Here is a 23646-nt window from a genome sequence, read left to right as displayed (position 1 = left end):
TGGCCCGGCGTATTTTCGGCGGGCCAATAATAGTGAGTATCTCTGTATGAAATATCATTTATTGCCCAAAATGGCAGGCGCGGCCCTGAGCTGCGCACTGGTAAGCCACGGTTCTCAAGCTGCCGTTACGCTCGATCGCACGCGTGCGGTTTTTGACGGCGGGAACAAATCGATGAGTCTGAACATCACCAACCAAAACAAAGCGTTGCCTTATCTGGCGCAGGCATGGATTGAAGATGAATCAGGTAACAAAATCAACGGGCCGATCGCGGCGTTACCGCCATTACAGCGGGTGGAATCCTTGGCTAAAGGCCAGGTAAAACTGCAGCTTACCGATGATGCAAAGTCCTTGCCGCAGGATAGAGAGTCAATTTTTTATTTTAACTTAAGGGAAATTCCACCTAAGAGCAGCAAAGCCAATACCCTTCAGATAGCGCTGCAAACGCGAATTAAACTTTTCTATCGTCCTGCCGCGCTCCAGCTCAGTCGCGGTAACGCCCAGGATCTATGGCAGAAAAAACTGCTTTTAACCCGCAAGAGTGATGGTTATCGCGTCAGTAATCCCAGTCCCTATTATGTGACGCTGGCCGCCGCTTACACCCAACTCGGCGGTAAACCGGTGACCGGATTCGATCCGGTGATGATTGCGCCGTTCAGCGAATCACCGCTCAGCGTGAAGGCAGGAACGCTCGGTGATAAGCCGGTTTTGACCTGGATTAACGATTATGGCGGCCGGCCAAAGTTGATATTTAGCTGCCAGCAGAGCGTGTGCCGTGTTGCGGACAGTAAGGCCGGATAAGCGCGATGACGATGATCGAAACGATTAATGGTAAAGGACACCGGAGGGTGAGGCCGGGAAAAGGGATTGCGGCGCTGCTTATCACCTGCGCCATGGGGCTGCCCTCAGTGGCCTGTGCTGACCCGGACAACTGGAATGTGGAAGGGGAGCATGGCGAGCTGTACGTATACGGCGAGTTCGTAGAGGGGGCGTGCCGCCTTGATATGGCTTCGCAAAATCAGGAAGTCACGCTTGGGCGGGTCCCGACACAGGTTCTTAGCAAGGTTGGTTCACGAGGTGAGGCAAAAACCTTCGTCCTGCGTCTGCGTGATTGCGTTCATATCGGTGGCGATATGCTCGATCAACGCACGGGCAATCACCTCTGGGACCGTTATCAACCCATGGTCAGTGTGACGTTTATCGCCCCCGCAGATGCGGATACGCCTGAGCTGATTAAGGTGGAGGGCATCACCGGGATGGGGCTGCGTATCAGCGACAGTTCTGGCCGCGATATTCGTCTCGGGCAGCGCGGTGCGCCGCAATTCGCTGTCCCGGGTAACGATGCGTTGATCTACCGCGTGCAGCCGGAACGCACGGCGCAAGCATTAACCTCGGGCGAATGGCGCGCAACGGTGGGGTTCGAACTTAATTATGACTAAGGAACGGTTTATGAAGTCCCTTTCCCACAGCACGGCCATGTTGATGCTGCTGGCGGCCACAAACGCGGTTGCCGGGCCGGGGGCCAGCAATGTCACTATTAGCCTGACCGGTGAGGTCATCGCCACAGCGTCCTGCACTTTCTCAAACGGCGATCCTATTAAGGTCGAATTTGGCGATGTTTACATCAATGAGATCGTCGGGACGGCCTATCGCCAGATGATCCCTTATCAGGTGAGCTGTAAGGGCGACCCGGATGGAAAAACCATACAGATGCAGATGGCTGGTACCGCAGCGAGCGGAGATAACAGCAAGCTTATAACGGATGTCAGCGGACTGACCATACAATTGCAAAATGGCAGTGCGCCCCTGCAGCTTAACCAGTGGTTTGATTTTAATAATGCGAGTCCGCCTTCGTTGTATGCGGTACTGGTTAAACAAAACGGCGCCCGGTTTCAGGATGGTCAAGAGTTTAACGCGACTGCAACCCTGAAAGTGGCCTATAACTGAGGCGAACAGATGAACAACACCATCATCAATCGACGGTCTCTGCGCGGTGCACTTTTTGTATTGGCCCTGAGCAGCGCGGGGCCAGCGCTTGCCGTGGCCACGGGAGACAGCAGCGACATCGCATTTCATGGCACCTTGAAAATCCACCCCTGTCATATCAATAACGACCGTGATCTGAGTATTCATTTCGATAATGTTGGCGTCCATAAGGTCGATGGGCAGCGTTATAAACAGACCATTAGCTATCAGCTGGTCTGCGATGATATCGACCCGACCTGGCGGTTAACCATGATCGTGAAAGGCAATGCCGCCTCGTTTGATACCAGCGCGCTCAGTACCAACGCCACGGGACTGGCTATCCAGATTCTCCAGAATGGCCAACCGTTTGAGATTAACAAAGCGCTGGATATCACCTATCAAAATCCACCCACGCTTGAAGCGGTGCCGGTGAAAGATCCCAATGTCAGCGAGCTGGGGGAAGGTGCGTTCAGCGCCACCGCGACGTTGCTGGCGGAATATCTATAAGGAGAGCGGCATGAATACCATCAGCAAGCGACGCGTTGCGTTGGGCCTATTACTGCTTATGGCGGCGCAAGCGACCCAAGCGGTGGGAGGTACAGTAAAAGAGGTTAGCAATAATCTGCACTTTGACGGGCAACTGGTTGCCGATCCTTGCGAACTCGACCCCACCTCAAGTGCGATAACCCTCGATTTTGGCACGGTGATAGACACCTATCTTTATTTGCATACCCGTACCCATGCACAGCCCTTTGTTATCAAACTCAAAGAGTGCGACCTCACGCTGGGTTCCCAGGTGGAAGTGACGTTTAAGGGGGCCGAAAGCACGGAGCTTACCGGCCTGTTAGCCGTGACTTCTCCTGCCAACAGCGGGCTGGCTATTGGCATGTCGCTGCCGGACGGCACGCCTTTGCCTTTTAATAAGACGGTGCCCGCGTTCTCATTGCAAAGCGGCGATAGCGTCCTGGAACTTAATGGCTACGTGATGGGGGAACCGAGTGCGTTAGCAAACCATACCTTACGTCGCGGAACTTTTAGTGCGCTGGCGACTTTCGAGCTTAATTATCCTTAGGAAATCACATGAAGATGAAATGGCCGTGGCTGACGATTCTGCTGCTGCAAAGCATGACCGCGTCGGCCTATGAATGTGCGTCTATTGACTGGCAAGGTGGAAATGCCGATATCAACGTTAATATTAGCTCAGATGTCAGCACTGGGAAAAATAGAATTGTCGATCTGGCTCCGCAAATTACCTGTAAAAATACGGCGGGGCAGGGAGGATGGATAGATACCATGTGGCTGGCGAACGATGGGGTAAAGCTGAATAGCAGTATTTTTAAAAACCTTAAATATGGCGTGACGATTTCGGGCACTGATCATCTTGCTCCGGTATCTGAGACAAAGATTTTTGATTTAGACGACGGTGAATCACGGCAATTACCGGTGGTGCTTTACTTTGAATTGACCTCATTAGGGGAGGAAATTCATATCAAAGCGGGTGATAATCTTGGCAGCATACGATTTGTACAAACGAATAACCACGGTGATCGACGCGACTATACGTGGACGTTCTTTGCGGCAAATGACGCGGATATTAATACCTCGACTTGTAGTGTTTTATCAGGCTCAACCTTCAATGTGAATTTGGGGCAGATAGAGCGCGGGGATATTGTCTCCGGTGGCACATCATCGCAAACGATAGTTAAGGATTTCAATATTATTTGCGATGCTGCACATGCGGTGGATTTTGATGTCAAAATGAGTCTGGTATCGCCCTCATGGAATAATAAGGCGATTAAAACCAGCAATGATAATCTGGGCGTAGAAATGCTCTGGAATGGCCAGGCGGTCAGCAACGGCGCCAGCCAGAGGCTGAGTGTGACCAACGGTAGCGCTACCGTACCATTAAGTTTTACTCCCGTTAAACCGGCCTCATTAAGTTTTGAGGATGTTTCAACGGGGGCATTTACTGCCTCAGCTACTTTAATTTTGACACAGTACTAATAGAGTGAGTGGCGTTTTTTGATAGAGAGTGTTCATTGCTCTATGCTAAATTCTGAGCAAAGATTGCGTAGGAAGATTGATAACTTTTGTTATCAAATTACCTCCAGAAAGTGGTAATCACTCATGTAGCGTGGGAAATTGCTTTTGAACGGACAAGGATGTCGACTTTTTGTATTCAAAAATGGATGGGTGTGTGAAGATTATTTCTAAGGATAATTACTTTATCTCTGCGATGGAATCCCTTACTAAGCAGATATCTATTATTAATGCTGATGATCTTATCGTTTTTGATGCTGGGCAGCATTATGTTTATATCTTTTACGCCAGTGAATTACAAAAGTACAGGATATCAGATCCCTATCGTGCCATGTTGTACTGTTGTGATTATCGTATTGCGCGTGATGCATCCATAAATGAATATATTAAATGCCTGTCAACCCAACGTATCAATAAAACATTAAGCCTGCGTTTAAGCCCCAAAGATGAATGGGTAATTAAGATAATGTTTGGCGAACCTAATGAAGACGAATTGAAAGTGCTGATGTGTATTAACAGAAAAACGTTCAGTGCGCATAAGGTTAATGCTTTACGTAAGCTTGGGGCCAGGAATATTAATTTACTTCATTCGCTGATACAGGCATGGAAAGAGTACTGGCCTTGCATTCGTCCAGAGCTAAAGCCTGAGGCTAAATATACATATTCTCAAACCAGACGCAGAGACTCTGTTTCGCGGTTATCGGGGGTATAAAAAAATCCACGCATTAGCGTGGATTTTTTGTTTTCATGAGATTGCGTGAAATCTCATGAGAGAACGGATATTTAGACGTTGAACAAGAAGTTCATAATATCGCCATCTTTAACGACATAATCTTTCCCTTCCGCACGCATTTTGCCGGCTTCTTTCGCGCCTTGCTCACCTTTATAAGTAATAAAGTCTTCAAACGCGATGGTCTGAGCACGGATAAAGCCTTTTTCGAAATCAGTGTGGATTTTACCGGCTGCCTGTGGTGCGGTAGCGCCAACAGGAATAGTCCATGCACGGACTTCTTTCACGCCAGCGGTGAAGTAAGTTTGCAGGTTCAGCAGCTCATAACCGGCGCGGATAACGCGGTTCAGGCCCGGTTCTTCAAGACCCAGCTCAGCCATAAATTCGTCACGGTCGGCATCGTCGAGTTCGGCGATATCAGATTCCACGGCGGCGCAAACGGCTACCACTACGGAACCTTCTTTAGCTGCGATTTCACGCACTTTGTCGAGATACGGGTTATTTTCGAAACCGTCTTCGTTGACGTTGGCGATATACATGGTCGGCTTCAGCGTCAGGAAGCTCAGGTATTTGATGGCGGCTTTGTCTTCATCGGTCAACGTAGTTAAAGAACGCAGCATCCCGGCGTTTTCCAGGTGTGGCAGGCATTTTTCCAGCGCGGTCAGCTCAGCTTTAGCGTCTTTGTCACCGCCTTTGGCTTTCTTCTGTACGCGGTGGATAGCACGTTCGCAGGTATCAAGGTCGGACAGCGCCAGCTCGGTATTGATAACCTCGATATCGTCAGCCGGATCCACTTTGTTATTTACGTGGATGATGTTGTCGTTTTCAAAGCAACGAACAACGTGGCCGATCGCTTCGGTCTCACGGATGTTGGTCAGGAACTGGTTACCCAGACCTTCACCTTTCGATGCACCTTTAACCAGGCCCGCGATATCAACGAATTCCATGGTGGTTGGCAGGATACGCTGTGGTTTGACGATTTCAGCCAGCTGATCCAGACGCGGATCGGGCATCGGGACAACACCCGTGTTCGGCTCGATAGTACAGAACGGGAAGTTTGCCGCTTCAATACCCGCTTTGGTGAGCGCGTTGAACAGGGTGGATTTGCCTACGTTTGGCAAACCAACGATACCGCATTTGAATCCCATGTTTAAATCACCTTAATCTTTTGATTTTCAACCTGTTATATAAAACAGATTGTAGAAAAGTAAATAACTTTGCCTATTATACACGTGATACGGAAAAATTACCGTATGCACGTCATCCTTCCCGCTGAAACAGGGTAGGCTAACGGATACCTGAGCACTTATTGTGCTTTAAAGGCGTGTAAACGGTTGGTCGCTTTGGTTAGGCCGTCTTTTAGCCAGACCTCGGTACAGCGCGCCGCTTCGTCTACCGCATCATCAATGAGCTTCTGCTCGGCCGACTGGGGCTTACCTAATACAAAACCGACAACCTTGCTTTTATCGCCCGGATGACCGATTCCGATACGTAAGCGATGAAAATTAGGGTTATTGCCCAATTTACTAATGATATCTTTTAACCCGTTGTGGCCACCATGACCGCCGCCGAGTTTAAATTTAGCTACCCCTGGCGGCAGGTCGAGCTCATCGTGAGCCACCAGAATTTCATCTGGATTAATACGATAGAAGGTTGCCAGCGCCGCAACGGCTTTACCGCTGAGGTTCATAAAGGTGGTTGGCACCAGTAGACGAATGTCTTCTCCTGCAAGATTGATGCGGGAGGTGTAGCCAAAAAATTTGCTCTCTTCACGCAAAGGCGCGCGAAAACGTTCTGCCAGCAAATCGACATACCAGGCGCCAGCGTTATGGCGCGTTCCCGCATACTCTGCGCCGGGATTCGCCAGGCCGACAATCAGTTTAATCGTCACGTATTTATTCCTGAGTGGTCAATCTTAACGGCGGCTAGTTTACGTCGTGATGACGCTGTTGACAAAAATAAGCGCCGAAAGCGGTGAAAACCGAATAGTTCAACAGCGATATAATGTGGATTTAATGTATTTCAGTAACTTAAATGTAAAGTTTTGTTCACCATAAGTGTCCATTTGTGATCGCTCACGCAATTATACCTGGCGGTGTTGTCTATACTTTACACATAAGGAATAGGGATATACTCAACGTGTTTCTCGTTGCAGATACATTGGCCGTATTCGTTCACTGCCTTCCTGCAACGCGCAATCCAGAGAGTCGATAACCCGAAACCCAAGCCAATCTACGGAGGTGACACTATGAAACGCAAAAACGCTTCGTTACTCGGTAATGTGCTCATGGGATTAGGTCTGGCCGTTATGGTCGTCGGCGTTGGTTACTCAATTTTAAACCAGTTGCCGCAGCTTAATCTGCCGCAGTTCTTTGCTCATGGTGCCATTCTCAGCATTTTTGTCGGTGCTGTTCTCTGGTTAACCGGCGCGCGCGTAGGCGGACGTGAGCAGGTTTGTGACAGATACTGGTGGGTTCGCCATTATGACAAACGCTGCCGTCGCAACGGTAATCACAATCATAGTTAAGCCGCACCGCGTTTTCATCGTGGTTCACAAAGAATAAAGCCCTGGCCAATAAGACCAGGGCTTTGTTTTTCTATTACTGCGCCATTTATTCGAATAAACGGCGATGTAATGCGCTAACCGCGCTGTCTGCGACGTCGCCTGGCAGCAGGAAACAAAGATTATTGTTAGAGGCACCGTGACAGATCATGCGTACCGCCTGTTCTTCGAGACGGCTGAACACATCCTGACAAACACCGGCCGCGTGAGTGAGCTGGTTACCCACTAACGTTATCAGCGCCAGCCCGGTTTCCGCTTCTACGCGGCAATGTGATGAGAGTGCGGTAAATAACGCGCTGGTCAGCGCTCCCTCATCACCAGAGGTGGCATGCGTGGAGTCGAGCGCCAGCGCAACGCTGTTTTCTGAGGTGGTTATCAGATCAACGGCAACCGCATGCTGCGCCAGAATGGCAAATATCTGCGCCAGAAAACGGTGGGTTGGCTGGGCGTCCAGGCTGTGCAAACGCAGCAGCGTCTGCTTACGACGCACCGCAACTGCACGGTAACGCGGAGGGTTTTCCGTTGTGCAGCACACAAGCGTTCCTCCGGCGGCGGTATCTTTGCTGGAGCCGACAAAAACCGGAATATTTTTGCGCATGGCAGGCAGCAGGGTCGCTGGGTGGAGAACTTTTGCCCCGTAGGCGGCCATATCGCTGGCTTCAGAGAATGAGATGCTGTCGATGCGTTTGGCGGTAGGGGTGATGCGTGGATCGGTCGTGTAGATCCCCGCAACATCGGTCCAGATATCCACACGCGCCGCGTGAAGCGCTTCACCCAGCAATGAGGCGGTGTAATCGCTGCCGCCGCGTCCAAGCGTTGTGGTATGACCGGCATTATCCCGACCAATAAAGCCCTGGGTTACCATGACCGCTTGTTCAATCCGTGGACGAAGATGCAGCTCCGCTAACTCCGCCAGCGCGTTGACATCGGGTTCTGCGCAGCCGTAATTCGCATCGGTTCGCATCACGCTTCGTGCATCAAACCAACTGGCCTCAACCTGACGCTCACGCAAAACCTCGGTGAACAGCAGGCTGGACATTAATTCTCCATGACTCACCAATTCATCGCTTAACGCGGTGGAGGGAGATGTCATTGCGCTTTTAGCCAGTTGACCAATATTATCGAGAAGATTATCTATCTCCGCGCGAATAACGGATGGCTGCTTTAAACGAGAAATAATGTTGTACTGGATGGTGCGTAAAGTCTCAAGCTTGTCTAATTGTTGAGGACTTTCCAGACCTTCTGAAAGTTCAACCAGCAAGTTTGTAACGCCTGCAGATGCAGACAAAACGACTAAACGAACGTTGGGATCAGCAAGAACAATGCTGGCGCTACGGTTCATCGCATCAAAATCAGCGACGCTTGTGCCGCCAAATTTGGCAACGATGAATTGTGGATAAATGCGAGTCATAACAATCTCATATCAGGGCGCCATCACATGATGGCTAGAAAATTTTCATTCTCGGCATAAGGGAAGAGTCTTCGCCTTACGAAACATCCGCCCGCGGACATTTCTGATGACAACCCAGGAATCAATCCTGTTGTCGATAACGTGTTTTGCCTGCCAATCGTTACCGGTAATGCACTTGCGCTCTTTATTTACAGCCGGTGTAAATAAGCGCGCCATACTAAGTGATTTATTCTTATGAATCGACTGTTTTATTTTATTTATCGGCAAACAGTGAATGATCGTCCTTTAAACGAAAGTACGCCGTGTTATTAACGGTAAAAACGTGTAAATAAATAATAAAACCCTGAAAATCTGATGGACTTCATTGCATTGTTGTTCATGTATCTAAGTGTGGATTTTAGCGATAAAAGGTAACAAAAGCGAAGTGGTCGGCTCAGTTTGTGGTGTTGTTAGTGGTTGATATTAAAAGGGTTGATGTGTTTTTTTAATTGGCTAAAAATAAATGATTGAGCCCTTCGCTAAAACAACATATATTAGCCGCGCTTTTTTATAGGTAATCCTTAAACCCTTTATTCAATCAGGCGTTAAACTACACCTGGTTGTAGGAGTGATATGATGACGGATAAAGTCCGTATTGATACTTTACGTGCTAATTCATTAACACAAACCAATGATACCTTTTTAGCAAGACAAGCCGAGTTTGAATCTAACGTCAGGAGCTATCCGCGTAAACTGCCATTGGCTATCGCCAAAGCGCAGGGCGTCTGGATAACTGATGTAGAAAATAATCAATATCTTGATTGTCTGGCAGGTGCTGGAACCCTGGCGCTTGGTCATAATCATCCCGATGTGCTTCAAAGTATTCAAAGTGTCATCACCAGCGGCTTACCGTTACATACGCTCGATTTGACTACCCCATTAAAAGATGAATTTTCATCTTATTTGCTCTCCCTGTTACCGGGCGAAGGCAAAGAGTATTGCCTGCAATTCACCGGCCCATCCGGCGCCGATGCGGTGGAAGCTGCGCTGAAGCTGGCGAAAAAAGTGACCGGCCGTTCCAGCGTGATAAGTTTCTCCGGCGGCTATCATGGGATGACCCACGGTGCCTTGTCCGTCACCGGTAACCTGTCGCCAAAAGAAGCCGTCAGCAACATGATGGCCGAAGTGCAGTTTATGCCGTATCCGCACCAGTACCGCTGCCCACTGGGTATCGGCGGCGAAGCGGGCGTGAAGGCGTTGTCCTACTACTTCGAAAACCTGATTAACGACGTTGAAAGTGGCGTGCGTAAACCTGCGGCGGTGATCCTTGAAGCCGTTCAGGGCGAAGGCGGCGTTAACCCGGCTCCGGTTGAGTGGTTGCAGCGTATTCGTAAAGTCACCCAGGAACACGGTATTCTGCTTATCATTGATGAAGTACAGGCTGGTTTCGCCCGTACCGGTAAGCTGTTTGCCTTCGAACACGCGGGTATCGAGCCGGACATCATCGTGATGTCCAAAGCTGTCGGTGGCGGTCTGCCGCTGGCCGTGCTGGGTATCAAAAAGCAGTTCGACGCATGGTCTCCAGGCCACCACACCGGGACTTTCCGCGGCAACCAGTTGGCGATGGCCACCGGTCTGACGACGCTGAAAATCCTCAAAGACGATAAGATTGCCGATAAAGTTGCCGCCCAGGGCGAGTGGCTGAAAGGGAAGCTGGCTGACCTGCAAAAACGTTATCCGGTGATTGGCCAGGTGCGTGGTTTAGGTCTGATGATCGGTCTTGAAATTGTGAAGCCAAATGAAGCTCAGGATCACATGGGCTGCTACCCGGCCGATGGCGCGCTTTCTGCATTGCTGCAGAAAAAATGCTTCGAAAATGGGCTGATTCTGGAGCGCGGCGGTCGCGACGGTTGCGTACTGCGCTTACTGCCATCGCTGCTTATCACCAACGCTGAGTTGGAAATCTTCCTCGATAAATTCGAAAACGCCTTGCTGGGCGCTGGCGTGAAGCCGGTTTAACGGAGTGGATCGAATGTCTGATGTAAACCCGATTCTGTCCGGTTCGCCGCAAAGCATTGCTGCCTATCAGGACGCTATCGAGCAGAGTACTCAAGCCGTTGTCGAATGGTTAAAGCAGCCTGAGATGTATCAGGGCAAAACCGTTGAACAGCTGCGTTCTCGTATCAGCCTGAATTTCACCTCCGGGGGCCTGGGCAACCAGGCCGCTATTGAGCGTGCGGTTGAGTATTTCTTAAAAGACAGCTTGTCTGTTCACCATGCCCAGTGCGTGGCGCATTTGCATTGCCCAAGTCTGGTGATTAGCCAGGCGGCGGAAGTGCTGATTAACGCCACGAACCAGAGTATGGACTCGTGGGATCAGAGTCCTTCTGCCACCATCATTGAGATTAAGCTCATTGAATGGCTGCGCGAGCAGGTGGGTTACGGGGCTGGCGACGCGGGCGTCTTCACCAGTGGCGGTACCCAGAGCAATTTGATGGGGCTGATGCTGGCGCGTGATGCGTATTTCGCGCGTCTTGGGCACTCTATCCAGCAGGATGGTCTAACCGGTGATCTGAGTAAGATCAAAGTGTTCTGCTCTGAAAATGCTCACTTCTCTGTGCAAAAAAATATGGCACTGATGGGGTTGGGCTACCGTTCTGTGACGCTTGTGAAAACTGACGCTTTCTCTCGTATGGATCTTAACGATCTGCAAGAGAAGCTGGCGCAGGCGCAAGCCAACGGTGAGCAGGTCATGGCGATTGTGGCAACCGCCGGTACAACCGATGCGGGCGCTATCGATCCGCTGACGGAAATCGCCGCACTGGCCGCAGAGCATCAGATCTGGATGCACGTCGATGCGGCATGGGGCGGGGCGTTACTGCTGTCTGAGAAGTATCGTCATTTCCTTAACGGACTTGAGCTGGCTGATTCCGTCACGCTGGACTTCCATAAGCAGTTCTTCCAGACCATCAGCTGTGGCGCGTTCTTGCTAAAAGACGCTCGCCATTATGAACTGATGCGTTACCAGGCCGCTTATCTGAACTCTGACTTTGATGAAGAGCACGGCGTGCCGAACCTGGTGTCGAAGTCTCTGCAAACGACCCGTCGTTTTGATGCGTTGAAATTGTGGATGGGCCTCGAAGCGCTGGGTAAAAAGCAGTATGCCGAAATCATTGATAACGGCGTTACGCTGGCGCGCGAAGTGGCGCAATACGTTGAATCTCAGCCGTCTCTTGAGCTGGTGATGCAACCGCAGCTGGCGAGCGTGCTGTTCCGCTTCCGTCCAGATAGCACCGATATGGCCTTTGTTGCGCTGTTGAACCAGCGTATTGGCGACGTGCTTCTGGCATCCGGCAGTGCGAACGTGGGCGTAACGGAAGCCGATGGCGTAACCTGCCTGAAACTGACGCTGCTGAACCCAACGGTATGCCTGGACGATGTGAAAACTCTGCTGGCAAGCGTGAAAGCGACCGCTGAACAGTTGTTGAAAGCGTAAGCATTTGCCCGTGATAAAAATGGCTCCTTCGGGAGCCATTTTTTTGTCTGTAGTCTGTAGCCCGGCCAAGCGAAGCGCCGCCGGGAAAAGCTCCGTAACCTCCCCGGCGGCGCTTCGCTTGGCCGGGTTACGGGGATACGGTTTAAATGATATCGGCTAATGCGGCATCTTTATTCGGGAAGAATGCCAGACGGCCAGGGATTGGCTGAATACCGGCGCGCGCCATGGTGCGCAGCGGCTGGAATTCGAGATTAGAAACGCGCAGTTCGCAGCCTTCTGGCAGTTTCTTCACGAAGCGCTGGAAGGCATCCAGACCACCGGCATCCAGCACCGGCACCGCATCCCACTTCAGCACTACAATCCGTTTGCCTTCAATACGCGTTTCCAGATCGGTAAATAATCCTTCGGCGGCGGCAAAGAACAGCGGGCCTATTACGCGCAGCACAAGCACATCATCCGGCACGCTAACGTTTACCGCGGACAGGCGCGTCATGCGGGCGATACGGCGCATAAACAGTAACGACGCAAGCACGATACCCACGCTAATGGCGATAACCATATCGAACAAGACGGTCAGCGACATACAGATCAGCATCACGATGATGTCGTCTTTTGGCGCTTTACGCAGCAGGTACACCACTTTGTGTGCTTCGCTCATGTTCCATGCCACCATCAGCAGCAGGGCGGCCATCGCCGACAGCGGTAACCAGGAGAGTACCGGTGCCAGAATCAGCAGCGCCAGAATCACCAGAATGGCGTGGATCACGGCGGAAACCGGGGAGGTTGCGCCCGCGCGTACGTTCGCGGCGGAACGGGCAATCGCAGCGGTGGCGGTAATGCCGCCAAAGAACGGCGCAACGATATTGCCAAGCCCCTGACCAATCAGTTCGCTGTTGGCTTTATGTTTGGTGCCGGTCATGCCGTCAAGTACCACCGCGCACAGCAGTGATTCAATTGCTCCGAGCATCGCCATCGAGAAGGCGGCGGGCAGCAGGGCGTGCAGCGATGCCCAGCTGAGCGTGAACGTCGAACCGGGTAAGTCCCACGGCAGAACAAACTGCGGTAACAGTTGTGGGATCCCGTTGCCCTGTGAGCCGTCGGCCAGAATGTAATGGAACTGCGAGCCGATGGTCGCAACGTGGGCCCCGAGCAGATTAACAATCACCATCACCAGGCAACCGGCAATGAGTGCCGGCAGGTGGCCCGGCAGGCGCAGACCAAGGCGCGGCCAGAGGATCAGCGTGGCGAGTGTGGCAATACCGATGGCAGCATCGCCAAAATTAATGGTTGGCAGCGCCATCACCAGTGCGCCAACTTTCTGTAAATAGTGTTCCGGGACGTGCGTTAATTGCAGGCCAAGAAAGTCTTTAATCTGCATGGTCCCGATGGTGATGCCGATCCCTGAGGTGAAACCGAGGGTGACCGACAGCGGAATGTATTCAATCAGGCGACCAAAACGGGCAAGGCCAAAGAGGATCAAAAACAGGCCGGACATCAGCGTGGCGACCAGTAAACCGGCGAGGCCAAATTGTTGCGAGACCGGATACAAGATCACCACAAAAGCGGCAGTCGGCCCGGAGACGCTAAAACGGGAGCCACCGCTCAGGGCAATAATAATCCCAGCGACGGCAGAGGTGTACAGACCATACTGTGGCGCGACGCCGCTGCCAATGGCCAGCGCCATCGCCAGTGGAATGGCAATGATACCGACGGTTATCCCGGCAATCAGGTCACGCATAAAGCGAGTGGTGGAATATTTCTCTTTCCAGCAGGCGTCAATCAGTGCGCGGAAAGGCATCACATCAGGGGAGAATAATTTATTCACAATACTGTTTCATCCATGAGCGCATCATCTGTCAGGTGAATGGCAGTGAAGTTGGCATAAATCATACAAATAAACACTATAGACAAAAAAACCCGCCGCAGCGGGTTTTTTAACCAAATCCGATTAATGCTCGAACATGGCAGAGATAGATTCTTCGTTGCTGATACGACGAATCGCTTCTGCCAGCATCCCGGACAGCGTCAGGGTACGGACGTTTGGCAGCGCTTTGATCTCATCACTTAATGGGATGGTATCGCATACGATAACTTCATCAATGACGGAGTTACGCAGGTTATTCACCGCATTACCAGAGAAGATCGGGTGGGTGGCGTAGGCGAATACGCGTTTCGCACCACGTTCTTTTAATGCTTCAGCCGCTTTACACAGCGTGCCGCCGGTATCGATCATGTCATCGACCAGAATGCAGTCACGACCGGCAACATCACCGATGATATGCATAACCTGGGAAACGTTCGCACGCGGGCGACGTTTGTCGATGATAGCCATGTCGGTATCGTTCAGCAGTTTAGCAATAGCACGTGCGCGAACTACGCCGCCGATGTCTGGAGAAACCACGATTGGGTTTTCCAGGTTCAGCTGCAGCATATCTTCGAGCAGAATCGGGCTACCAAACACGTTATCAACCGGAACATCGAAGAAGCCCTGAATCTGCTCAGCGTGCAGATCAACGGTCAGTACACGGTCAACGCCAACGCTTGACAGGAAGTCAGCGACAACTTTAGCGGTGATAGGTACACGCGCAGAACGTACGCGACGATCCTGACGGGCATAGCCGAAGTAAGGGATAACGGCAGTGATACGGCCTGCGGAAGCACGACGCAGGGCATCTACCATAACAACCAATTCCATCAGGTTGTCGTTAGTAGGGGCACAAGTGGACTGGATGATGAAAATATCACCACCGCGTACGTTTTCGTTGATTTGTACGCTGACTTCGCCGTCGCTAAAGCGACCTACAGCGGCGTCGCCGAGAGAAGTGTACAGGCGGTTGGCAATACGTTGTGCTAGTTCCGGGGTGGCGTTACCAGCAAAAAGCTTCATATCAGGCACGAGAAGAACCTCAGGCATGCGTCCAGTGGTGGATGAAACGGGCCAAAAACTGTGCGGGCCAGGCGCGATTTCATCCAGGCGGTGTATTAAAGAGCACGATGCAACGTCTGGAACGGGGTGACGTTGTCACCGGAGCTCAGTTTGCCCGGCAGGGTTTACGCATTCACATTCTTCGTTCGTCAGCAAAACTGGCGGAAATCCGAATGATTCAGAGTAGGGCTTGCTTCAATGGCGAACGGTTGACACCTTTCGCCACAAAGCCTTGCAACCATTCCGGGGCTTGCTCAAGCACCTGGCGGGCAGCGAGTTCTGTGTCGAATTCAGCAAAGACACAGGCTCCTGTTCCAGTCAGGCGCGACGGCGCGTATTCTAACAGCCAGGAAAGCACATCATCAACCTCGCGAAAACGTTTTCTTGCGATAACCTCGCAATCATTAGCGAATTCACCATTTAATAACGTCTCTATTGACCTGACAGGGGTATTTCGCGGCAGTTCGGGATCGCCAAAAATGATCGGCGTGGGGATACTGACACCGGGATGGGCAACCAGATACCATTTTTCCGCCACATCAACCGGCGTCAGTATCTCACCTACGCCTTCAGCAAAGGCCGCGTGACCGCGCACGAATACCGGCACATCCGCCCCGAGGGTTAAACCGATCGCTGCCAGTTCATCTTCGGACAGTTGACATTGCCAAAGATGATTGAGTGCAACCAGTATGGTGGCGGCGTTCGACGAACCGCCGCCCAGACCTCCACCCATCGGTAAACGCTTGTCGATACTGATATCGGCACCGCTGCCTTCAGGTAGCCGATGGCTTTCGGCAGCCGATTTCATGAGTAGCCGCGCCGCGCGCACGATCAGATTATCTTCATCGGGCACACCGGCAACCGGCGTCAGCAAACGTAATTGCCCGTCACGGCGGGGAACAATCGTAATCGTGTCGCCGTAGTCGAGAAACTGAAACAGCGTCTGTAAAGTGTGGTAACCATCCGGGCGCTGGCCGGTGATGTACAAGAACAGGTTCAGCTTTGCGGGAGAAGGCCAGCGGGTCATCATTTCACGATCCAGTTGTCCATTTTCAGCTTAATGCGCTGAGAATCCTGCGTCAGTTCCATATTAGAAGGCAGGGCAGGCTGCGTTTTAGTGTCGTAGCCGCTGTAGACGACTTTCCAGGTTTTCCCGTTCTGGGTGTAATTGAGTTCGCTCAGACGATATTGATCGTCAAGCTTATAATCCGTCGCATCGCCCGGCAGACCGAGGATCCACTGACGCAGGCTGTTAAGCGGAATCGGCATACCGGTCAGTTTGCCTATCATCTCTTCACCATCGGCGGCGGTATAGTGCTGGCCTTTATTATCCGTCAGCTGCGCGGAGCCCGGCTTGCCAATCAGCTCAAGCTCGGTGCTGCCCAGTGGATTGGTCAGCAGCAGGCGGTAATTATCCTGACCGGTCTGTTGCCAGAAGAAGCGGGCGTAAACTTTCTGCTGGTCGGAAAGATACGCGAATGCGCCGCGCGTCTGGTATTGGCTTAGCTTACGCACGTCCTGCTGGTGCTGCTGCCATTGAGGTGAGGTTGGGCTTTTACCGGGGCCTTGTGGAGCGGTAAGGGTACAGCCGGTAAGCACCAGGGCTGCCAGCGGCAGTAAACGAAACGTGCGGAAATCAGACAGGGTCATAATGATGACAATCCTTGAAATGCGTTGCAGTTATTACGCTTAATGCTAGCGTTGCCGGGGGGCAGCGTCTACGCTCAAGTTGTCTTAAATCATAAAATTAACCGAGCTCGGCTATTACTCCAAAAGGGGAGCCTCCCTTTTATTGATCTCGCGCATCCTGTATGATGCGCTCAGACTAACCTTATCAACGCTGGTACTATTCCCGCACAATGACCCTTTTAGCTCTTGGCATTAACCACAAAACAGCCCCGGTAGCGCTGCGAGAACGAGTGACGTTTTCGCCGGATTCGCTTGACCAGGCGCTGGAGAGCCTGCTGGCTCAGCCAATGGTCCAGGGAGGCGTGGTCCTGTCGACCTGTAACCGCACTGAACTTTACCTAAGCGTAGAAGAGCAGGATAACCTCCACGAGGCTATCGTCCGCTGGCTGTGTGATTATCACGGGTTGAATGAAGAAGAACTGCGCCAGAGCCTGTACTGGCACCAGGACAACGATGCCGTCAGCCATCTGATGCGCGTTGCCAGTGGGCTGGATTCGCTGGTATTGGGTGAACCGCAAATCTTAGGTCAGGTCAAAAAAGCCTTTGCCGATTCCAGCCGTGGGCATCTTAATGCCAGCTCGCTGGAACGCATGTTCCAGAAATCGTTCTCTGTTGCAAAACGTGTGCGTACCGAAACGGATATCGGCGCCAGTGCGGTGTCGGTGGCGTTTGCCGCCTGTACGCTTGCGCGACAGATTTTTGAATCTCTCTCAACGGTCACCGTGCTGCTGGTTGGCGCAGGGGAGACCATTGAGCTGGTGGCGCGCCATCTGCGCGAGCACCATGTACAAAAAATGCTGATTGCCAACCGCACGCGTGAACGCGCGCAGGTGCTGGCAGATGAAGTCGGGGCAGAAGTCATCGCCCTGAGCGACGTCGACGAACGGCTGAAAGAAGCCGACATTATTATCAGTTCTACCGCCAGCCCGCTGCCGATTATTGGTAAAGGGATGGTCGAGCGCGCGCTCAAAGCACGACGTAACCAGCCGATGCTGCTGGTGGATATTGCCGTACCGCGCGACGTTGAGCCGGAAGTGGGCAAGCTTGCTAACGCCTACCTCTACAGCGTCGATGACCTGCAAAATATCATCCAGCACAACCTCGCGCAGCGTAAAGCCGCCGCGGTGCAGGCTGAAACCATTGTGGAGCAGGAAGCGAGCGAATTCATGGCCTGGCTGCGCGCGCAAAGCGCCAGTGATACCATTCGTGAATATCGCGCTCAGGCTGAAAGCGTGCGTGAAGAACTTACCGCAAAAGCGATGTCTGCGCTGGAAAACGGCGGCGATCCACAGGCTATCATGCAGGATCTGGCGCGTAAGTTAACCAACCGCTTAATCCACACGCCAACCAAATCTCTTCAGCAGGCCGCCCGTGACGGGGATGATGAACGCCTGCATATTCTGCGCAACAGCCTCGGGCTGGAGTAGCACAACTCTTTTTATTACAAGGTGCATTTACGCCAATGAAGCCTTCTATTGTTGCTAAACTGGAAGCTCTCTACGAGCGCCATGAAGAAGTTCAGGCGCTGCTTGGAGATGCGGCGACTATCGCCGATCAAGACCGTTTCCGGGCGCTGTCGCGTGAGTACGCGCAGTTGGGCGACGTTTCTCGTTGTTATACCGACTGGCGCCAGGTTCAGGAAGATATTGAAACCGCGCAGATGATGCTCGACGATCCTGAAATGCGCGAAATGGCGCAGGAAGAATTACAGGAAGCCAAAGCTCGCGAAGAGCAGCTTGAACAACAGTTACAGGTACTGCTGCTGCCGCGTGACCCGGACGACGAACGCAATGCGTTTGTCGAAGTCCGTGCCGGTACCGGCGGGGATGAAGCGGCCCTGTTTGCTGGCGATCTGTTCCGTATGTACACCCGCTATGCGGAATCCCGCCGCTGGCGTGTTGAAATCATGAGCGCTAACGAAGGCGAGCATGGTGGCTTTAAAGAAGTAATTGCCAAAATCAGCGGCGAAGGTGTTTACGGTCGACTGAAGTTTGAATCCGGCGGCCATCGCGTGCAGCGCGTGCCGGCAACCGAATCGCAGGGCCGTATCCACACCTCTGCCTGTACCGTCGCGGTACTGCCAGAAGTCCCGGAAGCGGAACTGCCGGATATCAACCCGGCAGACCTGCGTATTGATACTTTCCGTTCCTCCGGTGCTGGTGGTCAGCACGTTAACACCACCGACTCGGCAATCCGTATTACCCACTTGCCAACCGGTATTGTGGTGGAGTGCCAGGACGAACGTTCACAGCATAAAAACAAAGCGAAAGCGATGTCGGTGCTGGGTTCGCGTATCCGTGCGGCTGAAATTGCGCGTCGCCAACAGGCTGAAGCCTCTGAACGCCGTAACCTGCTGGGTAGCGGCGATCGTAGCGATCGCAATCGTACCTACAACTTCCCGCAGGGGCGCGTTACCGATCACCGCATCAACGTGACGTTGTATCGCCTGGATGAAGTGATGGAAGGTAAGCTGGATATGCTGATTGAGCCTATCGTTCAGGAATATCAGGCCGATCAATTGGCGGCGTTGTCCGACACGGAATGATGACTTTTCGACAGTGGTTACAGCAGGCTGTATCAGCGCTGGCATCGAGCGAAAGCCCGAAACGTGACGCCGAAATCCTGCTGGAACATGTGACCGGTAAGGCGCGCACCTATATTCTGGCCTTTGATGAGACACCGCTGAATGCCTCGCAGCTGGAGACGCTGGCGGGGCTATTAGCTCGTCGAGTCAACGGTGAGCCGGTGGCGCACCTGGTGGGGACGCGTGAATTCTGGTCACTGCCGCTGTTTGTCTCTCCTGTGACGCTTATTCCACGCCCGGATACCGAATGTCTGGTTGAACAAGCGCTGGCACATCTGCCGTCAAGCGCCTGTCAGATCCTCGATTTAGGCACCGGCACTGGCGCGGTGGCGCTTGCGTTGGCCAGTGAACGGCCTGATTGCCAGCTGACCGCGGTTGATTTTATTGCCGATGCGGTGGCGCTGGCTAAGCGTAATGCGGCTAATCTTGGCATCACGAATATTACGATTTTGCAAAGCGACTGGTTCAGCGCGCTGGACGGACAGCGTTTTGCGATGATTGTGAGTAATCCGCCGTATATTGACGAACAAGATGAACATCTCGCTCAGGGCGACGTGCGTTTTGAACCGAAAACCGCACTGGTGGCGGCCGACAACGGTTTGGCCGATCTTGCGCATATCATCAATATGGGGCGCCATTATCTGGAGTCAGGCGGATTTATGCTGCTGGAACACGGCTGGAAGCAGGGCGCGGCGGTGCGTGAACTGTTCAGCGCCGCGGGATATCAGCATGCACAAACCTGCCGTGACTACGGCGATAACGATCGCCTGACGCTGGCGCAATGGTTGGATAAGCCAGAGGTTTGCAGATGAGTTTGTTTTTGTGGGTGCTCTATTTACATATTGGGTCAGCCATTTTTTCCGTCACCTTTTTTGCGTTACGCTTTTGGTGGAAACATCACCAGAATGCCTTGCTTGATGCGCGCTGGGTGCGTGTATTACCGCACGCCGTTGACAGCATTCTGCTGCTAAGCGGCGTCGCGCTGATGGTAATGACGCGCTATTTTCCCTTCACCGAAGAGGGGACATGGCTGACGGAAAAACTGTTTGGCGTTATCATTTACATCTTTTTGGGGTTTGTCGCGTTGGGACGTCGTCGTCCGCGCAGTCAGCAGAGCGGATTTATCGCCTTTCTGCTGGCGCTGGTGGTGTTGTGCATCATCGTTAAACTCGCCATCACTAAAGTTCCGCTGTTGGGGTAGGGTATGAAGTCACTGGCTGATTTTGAATTTAATAAAGCGCCGTTATGCGATGGCATGATCCTTATTTCTGAAATGATTCGTGATGATTTCCCTTCGCAGAAGGTGCGCGAGCAGCTTGAGTGCCTGGTGGCACTGGCGCGCGAAGAGATAAGCCCTTCCTGGACGCTGACGCGCCAGATGGAGCGTCTGATTGAGCTGTTTTATCATGAATGGAATTTCGGCGACTCCTCCGGCGTTTACCGTTTATCGGACGCCCTGTGGCTGGATCAGGTCTTGAAAAATCGTCAGGGCAGCGCGGTGGCGCTGGGCGCTGTGGTGCTGTGTATTGCCAGCCAGCTTGATATTCCCGTTGTGCCGGTGATTTTCCCGACCCAACTGCTGTTGCGAGCCGATGTGGATGACGAGGAGCTGTGGCTTATTAATCCCTTTAACGGCGACACGCTCGACGAGCATACGCTGGAAGTCTGGCTTAAAGGCAACGTCAGCCCGATGGCCGAGCTGTTTAATGAAGACCTTGATGAGGCGGATAACGCCGAGGTTATTCGTAAACTGCTCGATACATTGAAGTCGGCGCTGATGGAAGAACGTCAGATGGAGCTGGCGTTGGGTGCCAGCCAGACGTTGTTGCAGTTTAACCCGGAAGATCCGTATGAAATTCGCGATCGCGGGCTTATCTATGCACAGCTTGAATGTGAGCACATTGCCCTGAACGATTTAAATTATTTCGTAGAGCAATGTCCCGAAGATCCGATAAGCGAAATGATCCGTGCGCAGATTAACACTATCTCGCACAAGCAAATTACGCTTCACTAATTGGTCATTATTGCGGTTATAATCGCGGAAATACCTTAACAAGGCGCTCTTATGAAAGAAAAAGTGGTTAGCATTGGTGACATCAAAGTAGCAAACGATCTGCCGTTTGTTTTGTTTGGCGGCATGAACGTGCTGGAGTCTCGCGACCTGGCGATGCGTATTTGCGAGCACTACGTGACCGTGACCCAGAAGCTGGGTATCCCTTACGTATTCAAAGCCTCATTTGATAAAGCCAACCGTTCCTCTATCCACTCTTACCGTGGCCCAGGCCTGGAAGAGGGGATGAAAATTTTCCAGGAACTGAAGCAGACCTTCGGCGTGAAAATCATCACCGACGTTCATGAAGCCAGCCAGGCGCAGCCGGTTGCCGACGTGGTTGACGTTATCCAGCTGCCTGCGTTCCTGGCTCGCCAGACTGACCTGGTTGAAGCAATGGCGAAAACCGGCGCGGTCATTAACGTTAAGAAACCACAGTTCGTAAGCCCAGGCCAAATGGGGAATATCGTCGACAAGTTTATTGAAGGCGGTAACGACCAGGTGATTCTGTGCGATCGTGGCGCAAACTTTGGTTATGACAACCTGGTTGTTGATATGCTGGGCTTTGGCGTGATGAAAAAAGCGTCCAACAACTCCCCGGTTATCTTCGACGTGACCCACGCATTACAGTGCCGTGACCCGTTTGGTGCTGCGAGCGGCGGTCGTCGTGCGCAGGTTGCTGAGCTGGCCCGTGCGGGTATGGCGGTCGGTATTGCCGGTCTGTTTATTGAAGCGCATCCTGACCCGGACCACGCGCGTTGCGACGGCCCGTCTGCGCTGCCGCTGGATAAACTCGAACCATTCCTGAAGCAAATGAAAGCCATCGATGACCTGGTCAAAGGCTTTGATGAGCTCGACACCAGCAAATAAGTTTTGCTGATGCATGAAAAAGCCGACCCTTGGGTCGGCTTTTTTTATGGGCTAAGCCGGATGGCGGCGTTGCCTTATCCGGCCTACAGATGCTCACGTAGGCCGGATAAGACGCAAAGCGTCGCCATCCGGCAGTCACTCTTACTCAGGCAAATATCGTCATCAGATAGGCCGCAAACAGCGCCAGATGCGCAGCACCGTTCAGCACGTTGGTACGGCCGGTAGAGAAGGAGATGTGGCACAGCACCAGTGAGGCGACCATCACAATCATTTCCGGCATCCCCAGACCAAACATCAAATCATTACCCGTCATAAAGGCAATCAGCGTCACCACCGGAACGGTCAGGGAGATAGTTGCCAGCACTGAACCAAAGAACAGGTTCATCGCGCGCTGTACCTGGTTATTCAGCACGGCTTTGAGTGCGCCAAGCCCTTCCGGGGACAGAATCAGTAAGGCGACCAGGAAGCCGGTAAAGGCGACAGGCGCGTTCATACTGGTGAGCAACGTCTCTAATGGATTGGCGTTCATTTTGGTTACGGCGATTACCGCAACAAGATGCACAATCAGCCACGCCGCGTGCCAGACGCTGCTGTGAGCGGACGGTTTGCCATGATGCGGGTCATCATCGTCGCCGTCGTCTTCATGCTCGTAGATAAATAAACTCTGGTGTGTTTTTGTCTGAATCAGCAAAAATACGCCGTACATGGCGGCGGAAATAAGGGCGACCAGCAACGACTGGCCAATGGTAAAGTTTGCGCCCGGCAAAGCGGTCGGGAACACCAGCACAATGATAGCCAGCGGAAAAAGCGCTATTAAATACTGTTTAATACCGAACAGATTCATATATTGCGTAGCGAATTTACGACCGCCGAGCAATAACGAGAAACCGACTAAACCGCCGGTGACGATCATAATAATGGAGTAGAGCGTATCGCGCATTAGGGTTGGCGCAGCGTCACCTGTCGCCATTAATGCAGATATCAGGCTAACCTCAAGGATAACCACGGAAAGGCTTAAAATCAGAGAACCGTAAGGTTCACCCAGGCGGTGTGCTAATACATCCGCGTGTCGTACAACGCTAAAGGCACTGCTGAGAATACCGACAAGCGCCATTGCGTTAATCGCAATAACCACTGGCAATGACGCGCTGTTCCCCCAGAAGAACAGGATTGCCAGGGCCGCTATCGGGAAAATAAGCGACGACTCCTTATGGCGAGTTTTCACCGCCTCATGTGCGTGGGTCATGTTTGTCTCCATCAATGCAGGTATTTATAATTATAGAAAAAAATAAGCAGTATAAATTAACAAATTTTTCGACGCAGGATATGAATGTTTACTAAAATT

Annotated in this window: 24 protein-coding genes; 16 read left to right on the top strand and 8 right to left on the bottom strand. The window is 52.2% G+C overall.

Features of this window, described 5'->3' with window-relative positions; genetic code table 11:
* Nucleotides 1–46 precede the first annotated feature (46 nt).
* From ACIPDS_RS05305 to ACIPDS_RS05275, 7 genes are all read left to right on the top strand, one after another.
* Nucleotides 47–799 (top strand): fimbria/pilus periplasmic chaperone, encoded by a 753-nt coding sequence (locus tag ACIPDS_RS05305; RefSeq protein ID WP_400733331.1) that lies wholly within the window; start codon nt 47–49, stop codon nt 797–799.
* Between the two features lie 5 nt (nt 800–804).
* On the top strand, nt 805–1437 hold the full coding sequence (locus ACIPDS_RS05300) for a fimbrial protein (RefSeq protein WP_400733329.1): 633 nt from the start codon (nt 805–807) through the stop codon (nt 1435–1437).
* A gap of 10 nt (nt 1438–1447) precedes the next feature.
* On the top strand, nt 1448–1945 hold the full coding sequence (locus ACIPDS_RS05295; RefSeq protein ID WP_400733326.1) for a fimbrial protein: 498 nt from the start codon (nt 1448–1450) through the stop codon (nt 1943–1945).
* A 9-nt stretch (nt 1946–1954) separates the two neighbouring features.
* Nucleotides 1955–2470, top strand: a complete 516-nt coding sequence (locus ACIPDS_RS05290) for a fimbrial protein (protein ID WP_400733324.1) — start codon at nt 1955–1957, stop codon at nt 2468–2470.
* 10 nt (nt 2471–2480) lie between these two features.
* The gene (locus tag ACIPDS_RS05285; RefSeq protein WP_400733321.1) at nt 2481–3035 is read left to right on the top strand and encodes a fimbrial protein; all 555 of its coding nucleotides are present in this window, start codon (nt 2481–2483) and stop codon (nt 3033–3035) included.
* Nucleotides 3036–3043: 8 nt separating this feature from the next.
* A complete protein-coding gene (locus ACIPDS_RS05280) occupies nt 3044–3967 on the top strand; it encodes a fimbrial protein (protein WP_400733319.1) in 924 nt (307 codons plus the stop codon).
* A gap of 193 nt (nt 3968–4160) precedes the next feature.
* Nucleotides 4161–4715: a hypothetical protein gene (locus ACIPDS_RS05275; RefSeq protein ID WP_400733316.1), complete on the top strand. Its 555-nt coding sequence runs from the start codon at nt 4161–4163 to the stop codon at nt 4713–4715.
* A gap of 71 nt (nt 4716–4786) precedes the next feature.
* Here the strand turns inward: ACIPDS_RS05275 and ychF are convergent, their stop codons facing one another.
* Both ychF and pth read right to left on the bottom strand, forming a co-directional pair.
* Nucleotides 4787–5881, bottom strand: coding sequence for a redox-regulated ATPase YchF (gene ychF / locus ACIPDS_RS05270; protein WP_166513752.1), 1095 nt, complete (start codon nt 5879–5881; stop codon nt 4787–4789).
* A gap of 158 nt (nt 5882–6039) precedes the next feature.
* The gene (gene pth / locus ACIPDS_RS05265; protein ID WP_062778722.1) at nt 6040–6624 is read right to left on the bottom strand and encodes an aminoacyl-tRNA hydrolase; all 585 of its coding nucleotides are present in this window, start codon (nt 6622–6624) and stop codon (nt 6040–6042) included.
* Nucleotides 6625–6981: 357 nt separating this feature from the next.
* Here pth and ychH point away from each other — a divergent pair, with 357 nt between their 5' ends.
* Nucleotides 6982–7260: a stress-induced protein YchH gene (ychH, locus tag ACIPDS_RS05260; protein WP_400733312.1), complete on the top strand. Its 279-nt coding sequence runs from the start codon at nt 6982–6984 to the stop codon at nt 7258–7260.
* 85 nt (nt 7261–7345) lie between these two features.
* Here ychH and lysC read toward each other — a convergent pair whose 3' ends face one another.
* Entirely contained in the window at nt 7346–8707 is a 1362-nt protein-coding gene (lysC, locus tag ACIPDS_RS05255) for a lysine-sensitive aspartokinase 3 (protein ID WP_400733310.1), read from the bottom strand.
* A gap of 612 nt (nt 8708–9319) precedes the next feature.
* Between lysC and ACIPDS_RS05250 the strand changes: the two genes are divergently transcribed.
* Both ACIPDS_RS05250 and ACIPDS_RS05245 read left to right on the top strand, forming a co-directional pair.
* Nucleotides 9320–10705: a diaminobutyrate--2-oxoglutarate transaminase gene (locus ACIPDS_RS05250; RefSeq protein WP_400733307.1), complete on the top strand. Its 1386-nt coding sequence runs from the start codon at nt 9320–9322 to the stop codon at nt 10703–10705.
* 13 nt (nt 10706–10718) lie between these two features.
* The gene (locus ACIPDS_RS05245; RefSeq protein WP_400733305.1) at nt 10719–12182 is read left to right on the top strand and encodes a pyridoxal phosphate-dependent decarboxylase family protein; all 1464 of its coding nucleotides are present in this window, start codon (nt 10719–10721) and stop codon (nt 12180–12182) included.
* A 142-nt stretch (nt 12183–12324) separates the two neighbouring features.
* Here the strand turns inward: ACIPDS_RS05245 and dauA are convergent, their stop codons facing one another.
* From dauA to lolB, 4 genes are all read right to left on the bottom strand, one after another.
* Complete coding sequence (dauA, locus tag ACIPDS_RS05240; protein WP_400733303.1) at nt 12325–14007, bottom strand: C4-dicarboxylic acid transporter DauA; 1683 nt, start codon at nt 14005–14007, stop codon at nt 12325–12327.
* Between the two features lie 123 nt (nt 14008–14130).
* Complete coding sequence (gene prs, locus ACIPDS_RS05235; protein WP_112203978.1) at nt 14131–15078, bottom strand: ribose-phosphate diphosphokinase; 948 nt, start codon at nt 15076–15078, stop codon at nt 14131–14133.
* A gap of 208 nt (nt 15079–15286) precedes the next feature.
* Nucleotides 15287–16135, bottom strand: a complete 849-nt coding sequence (ispE, locus tag ACIPDS_RS05230) for a 4-(cytidine 5'-diphospho)-2-C-methyl-D-erythritol kinase (RefSeq protein WP_400733506.1) — start codon at nt 16133–16135, stop codon at nt 15287–15289.
* Entirely contained in the window at nt 16135–16758 is a 624-nt protein-coding gene (gene lolB / locus ACIPDS_RS05225) for a lipoprotein insertase outer membrane protein LolB (RefSeq protein WP_166513758.1), read from the bottom strand. The genes ispE and lolB overlap by 1 nt, the downstream gene beginning before the upstream one ends.
* Before the next feature lie 209 nt (nt 16759–16967).
* Between lolB and hemA the strand changes: the two genes are divergently transcribed.
* The 6 genes from hemA to kdsA are packed head-to-tail and all read left to right on the top strand — an operon-like array spanning nt 16968 to nt 22301.
* A complete protein-coding gene (gene hemA / locus ACIPDS_RS05220; protein WP_400733300.1) occupies nt 16968–18224 on the top strand; it encodes a glutamyl-tRNA reductase in 1257 nt (418 codons plus the stop codon).
* Nucleotides 18225–18259: 35 nt separating this feature from the next.
* The gene (gene prfA / locus ACIPDS_RS05215) at nt 18260–19342 is read left to right on the top strand and encodes a peptide chain release factor 1 (protein ID WP_061281305.1); all 1083 of its coding nucleotides are present in this window, start codon (nt 18260–18262) and stop codon (nt 19340–19342) included.
* Nucleotides 19342–20193, top strand: coding sequence for a peptide chain release factor N(5)-glutamine methyltransferase (prmC, locus tag ACIPDS_RS05210; protein ID WP_400733503.1), 852 nt, complete (start codon nt 19342–19344; stop codon nt 20191–20193). Before prfA ends, prmC begins: the two co-directional genes overlap by 1 nt.
* The gene (gene sirB2, locus ACIPDS_RS05205) at nt 20190–20582 is read left to right on the top strand and encodes an invasion regulator SirB2 (protein WP_400733297.1); all 393 of its coding nucleotides are present in this window, start codon (nt 20190–20192) and stop codon (nt 20580–20582) included. The genes prmC and sirB2 overlap by 4 nt, the downstream gene beginning before the upstream one ends.
* A 3-nt stretch (nt 20583–20585) precedes the next feature.
* On the top strand, nt 20586–21395 hold the full coding sequence (gene sirB1, locus ACIPDS_RS05200; RefSeq protein WP_166513761.1) for an invasion regulator SirB1: 810 nt from the start codon (nt 20586–20588) through the stop codon (nt 21393–21395).
* 51 nt (nt 21396–21446) lie between these two features.
* The gene (gene kdsA, locus ACIPDS_RS05195) at nt 21447–22301 is read left to right on the top strand and encodes a 3-deoxy-8-phosphooctulonate synthase (RefSeq protein ID WP_112203972.1); all 855 of its coding nucleotides are present in this window, start codon (nt 21447–21449) and stop codon (nt 22299–22301) included.
* A 145-nt stretch (nt 22302–22446) separates the two neighbouring features.
* Here the strand turns inward: kdsA and chaA are convergent, their stop codons facing one another.
* Entirely contained in the window at nt 22447–23547 is a 1101-nt protein-coding gene (chaA, locus tag ACIPDS_RS05190) for a sodium-potassium/proton antiporter ChaA (RefSeq protein ID WP_166513762.1), read from the bottom strand.
* Nucleotides 23548–23646: the final 99 nt, after the last annotated feature.

The organism is Kluyvera sp. NPDC087067, from assembly GCF_044745165.1.
Lineage (GTDB): Bacteria > Pseudomonadota > Gammaproteobacteria > Enterobacterales > Enterobacteriaceae > Kluyvera.
The sequence above is the reverse complement of the archived record's forward strand: the minus strand, read 5'-3'. Positions and strand labels throughout refer to the sequence as shown.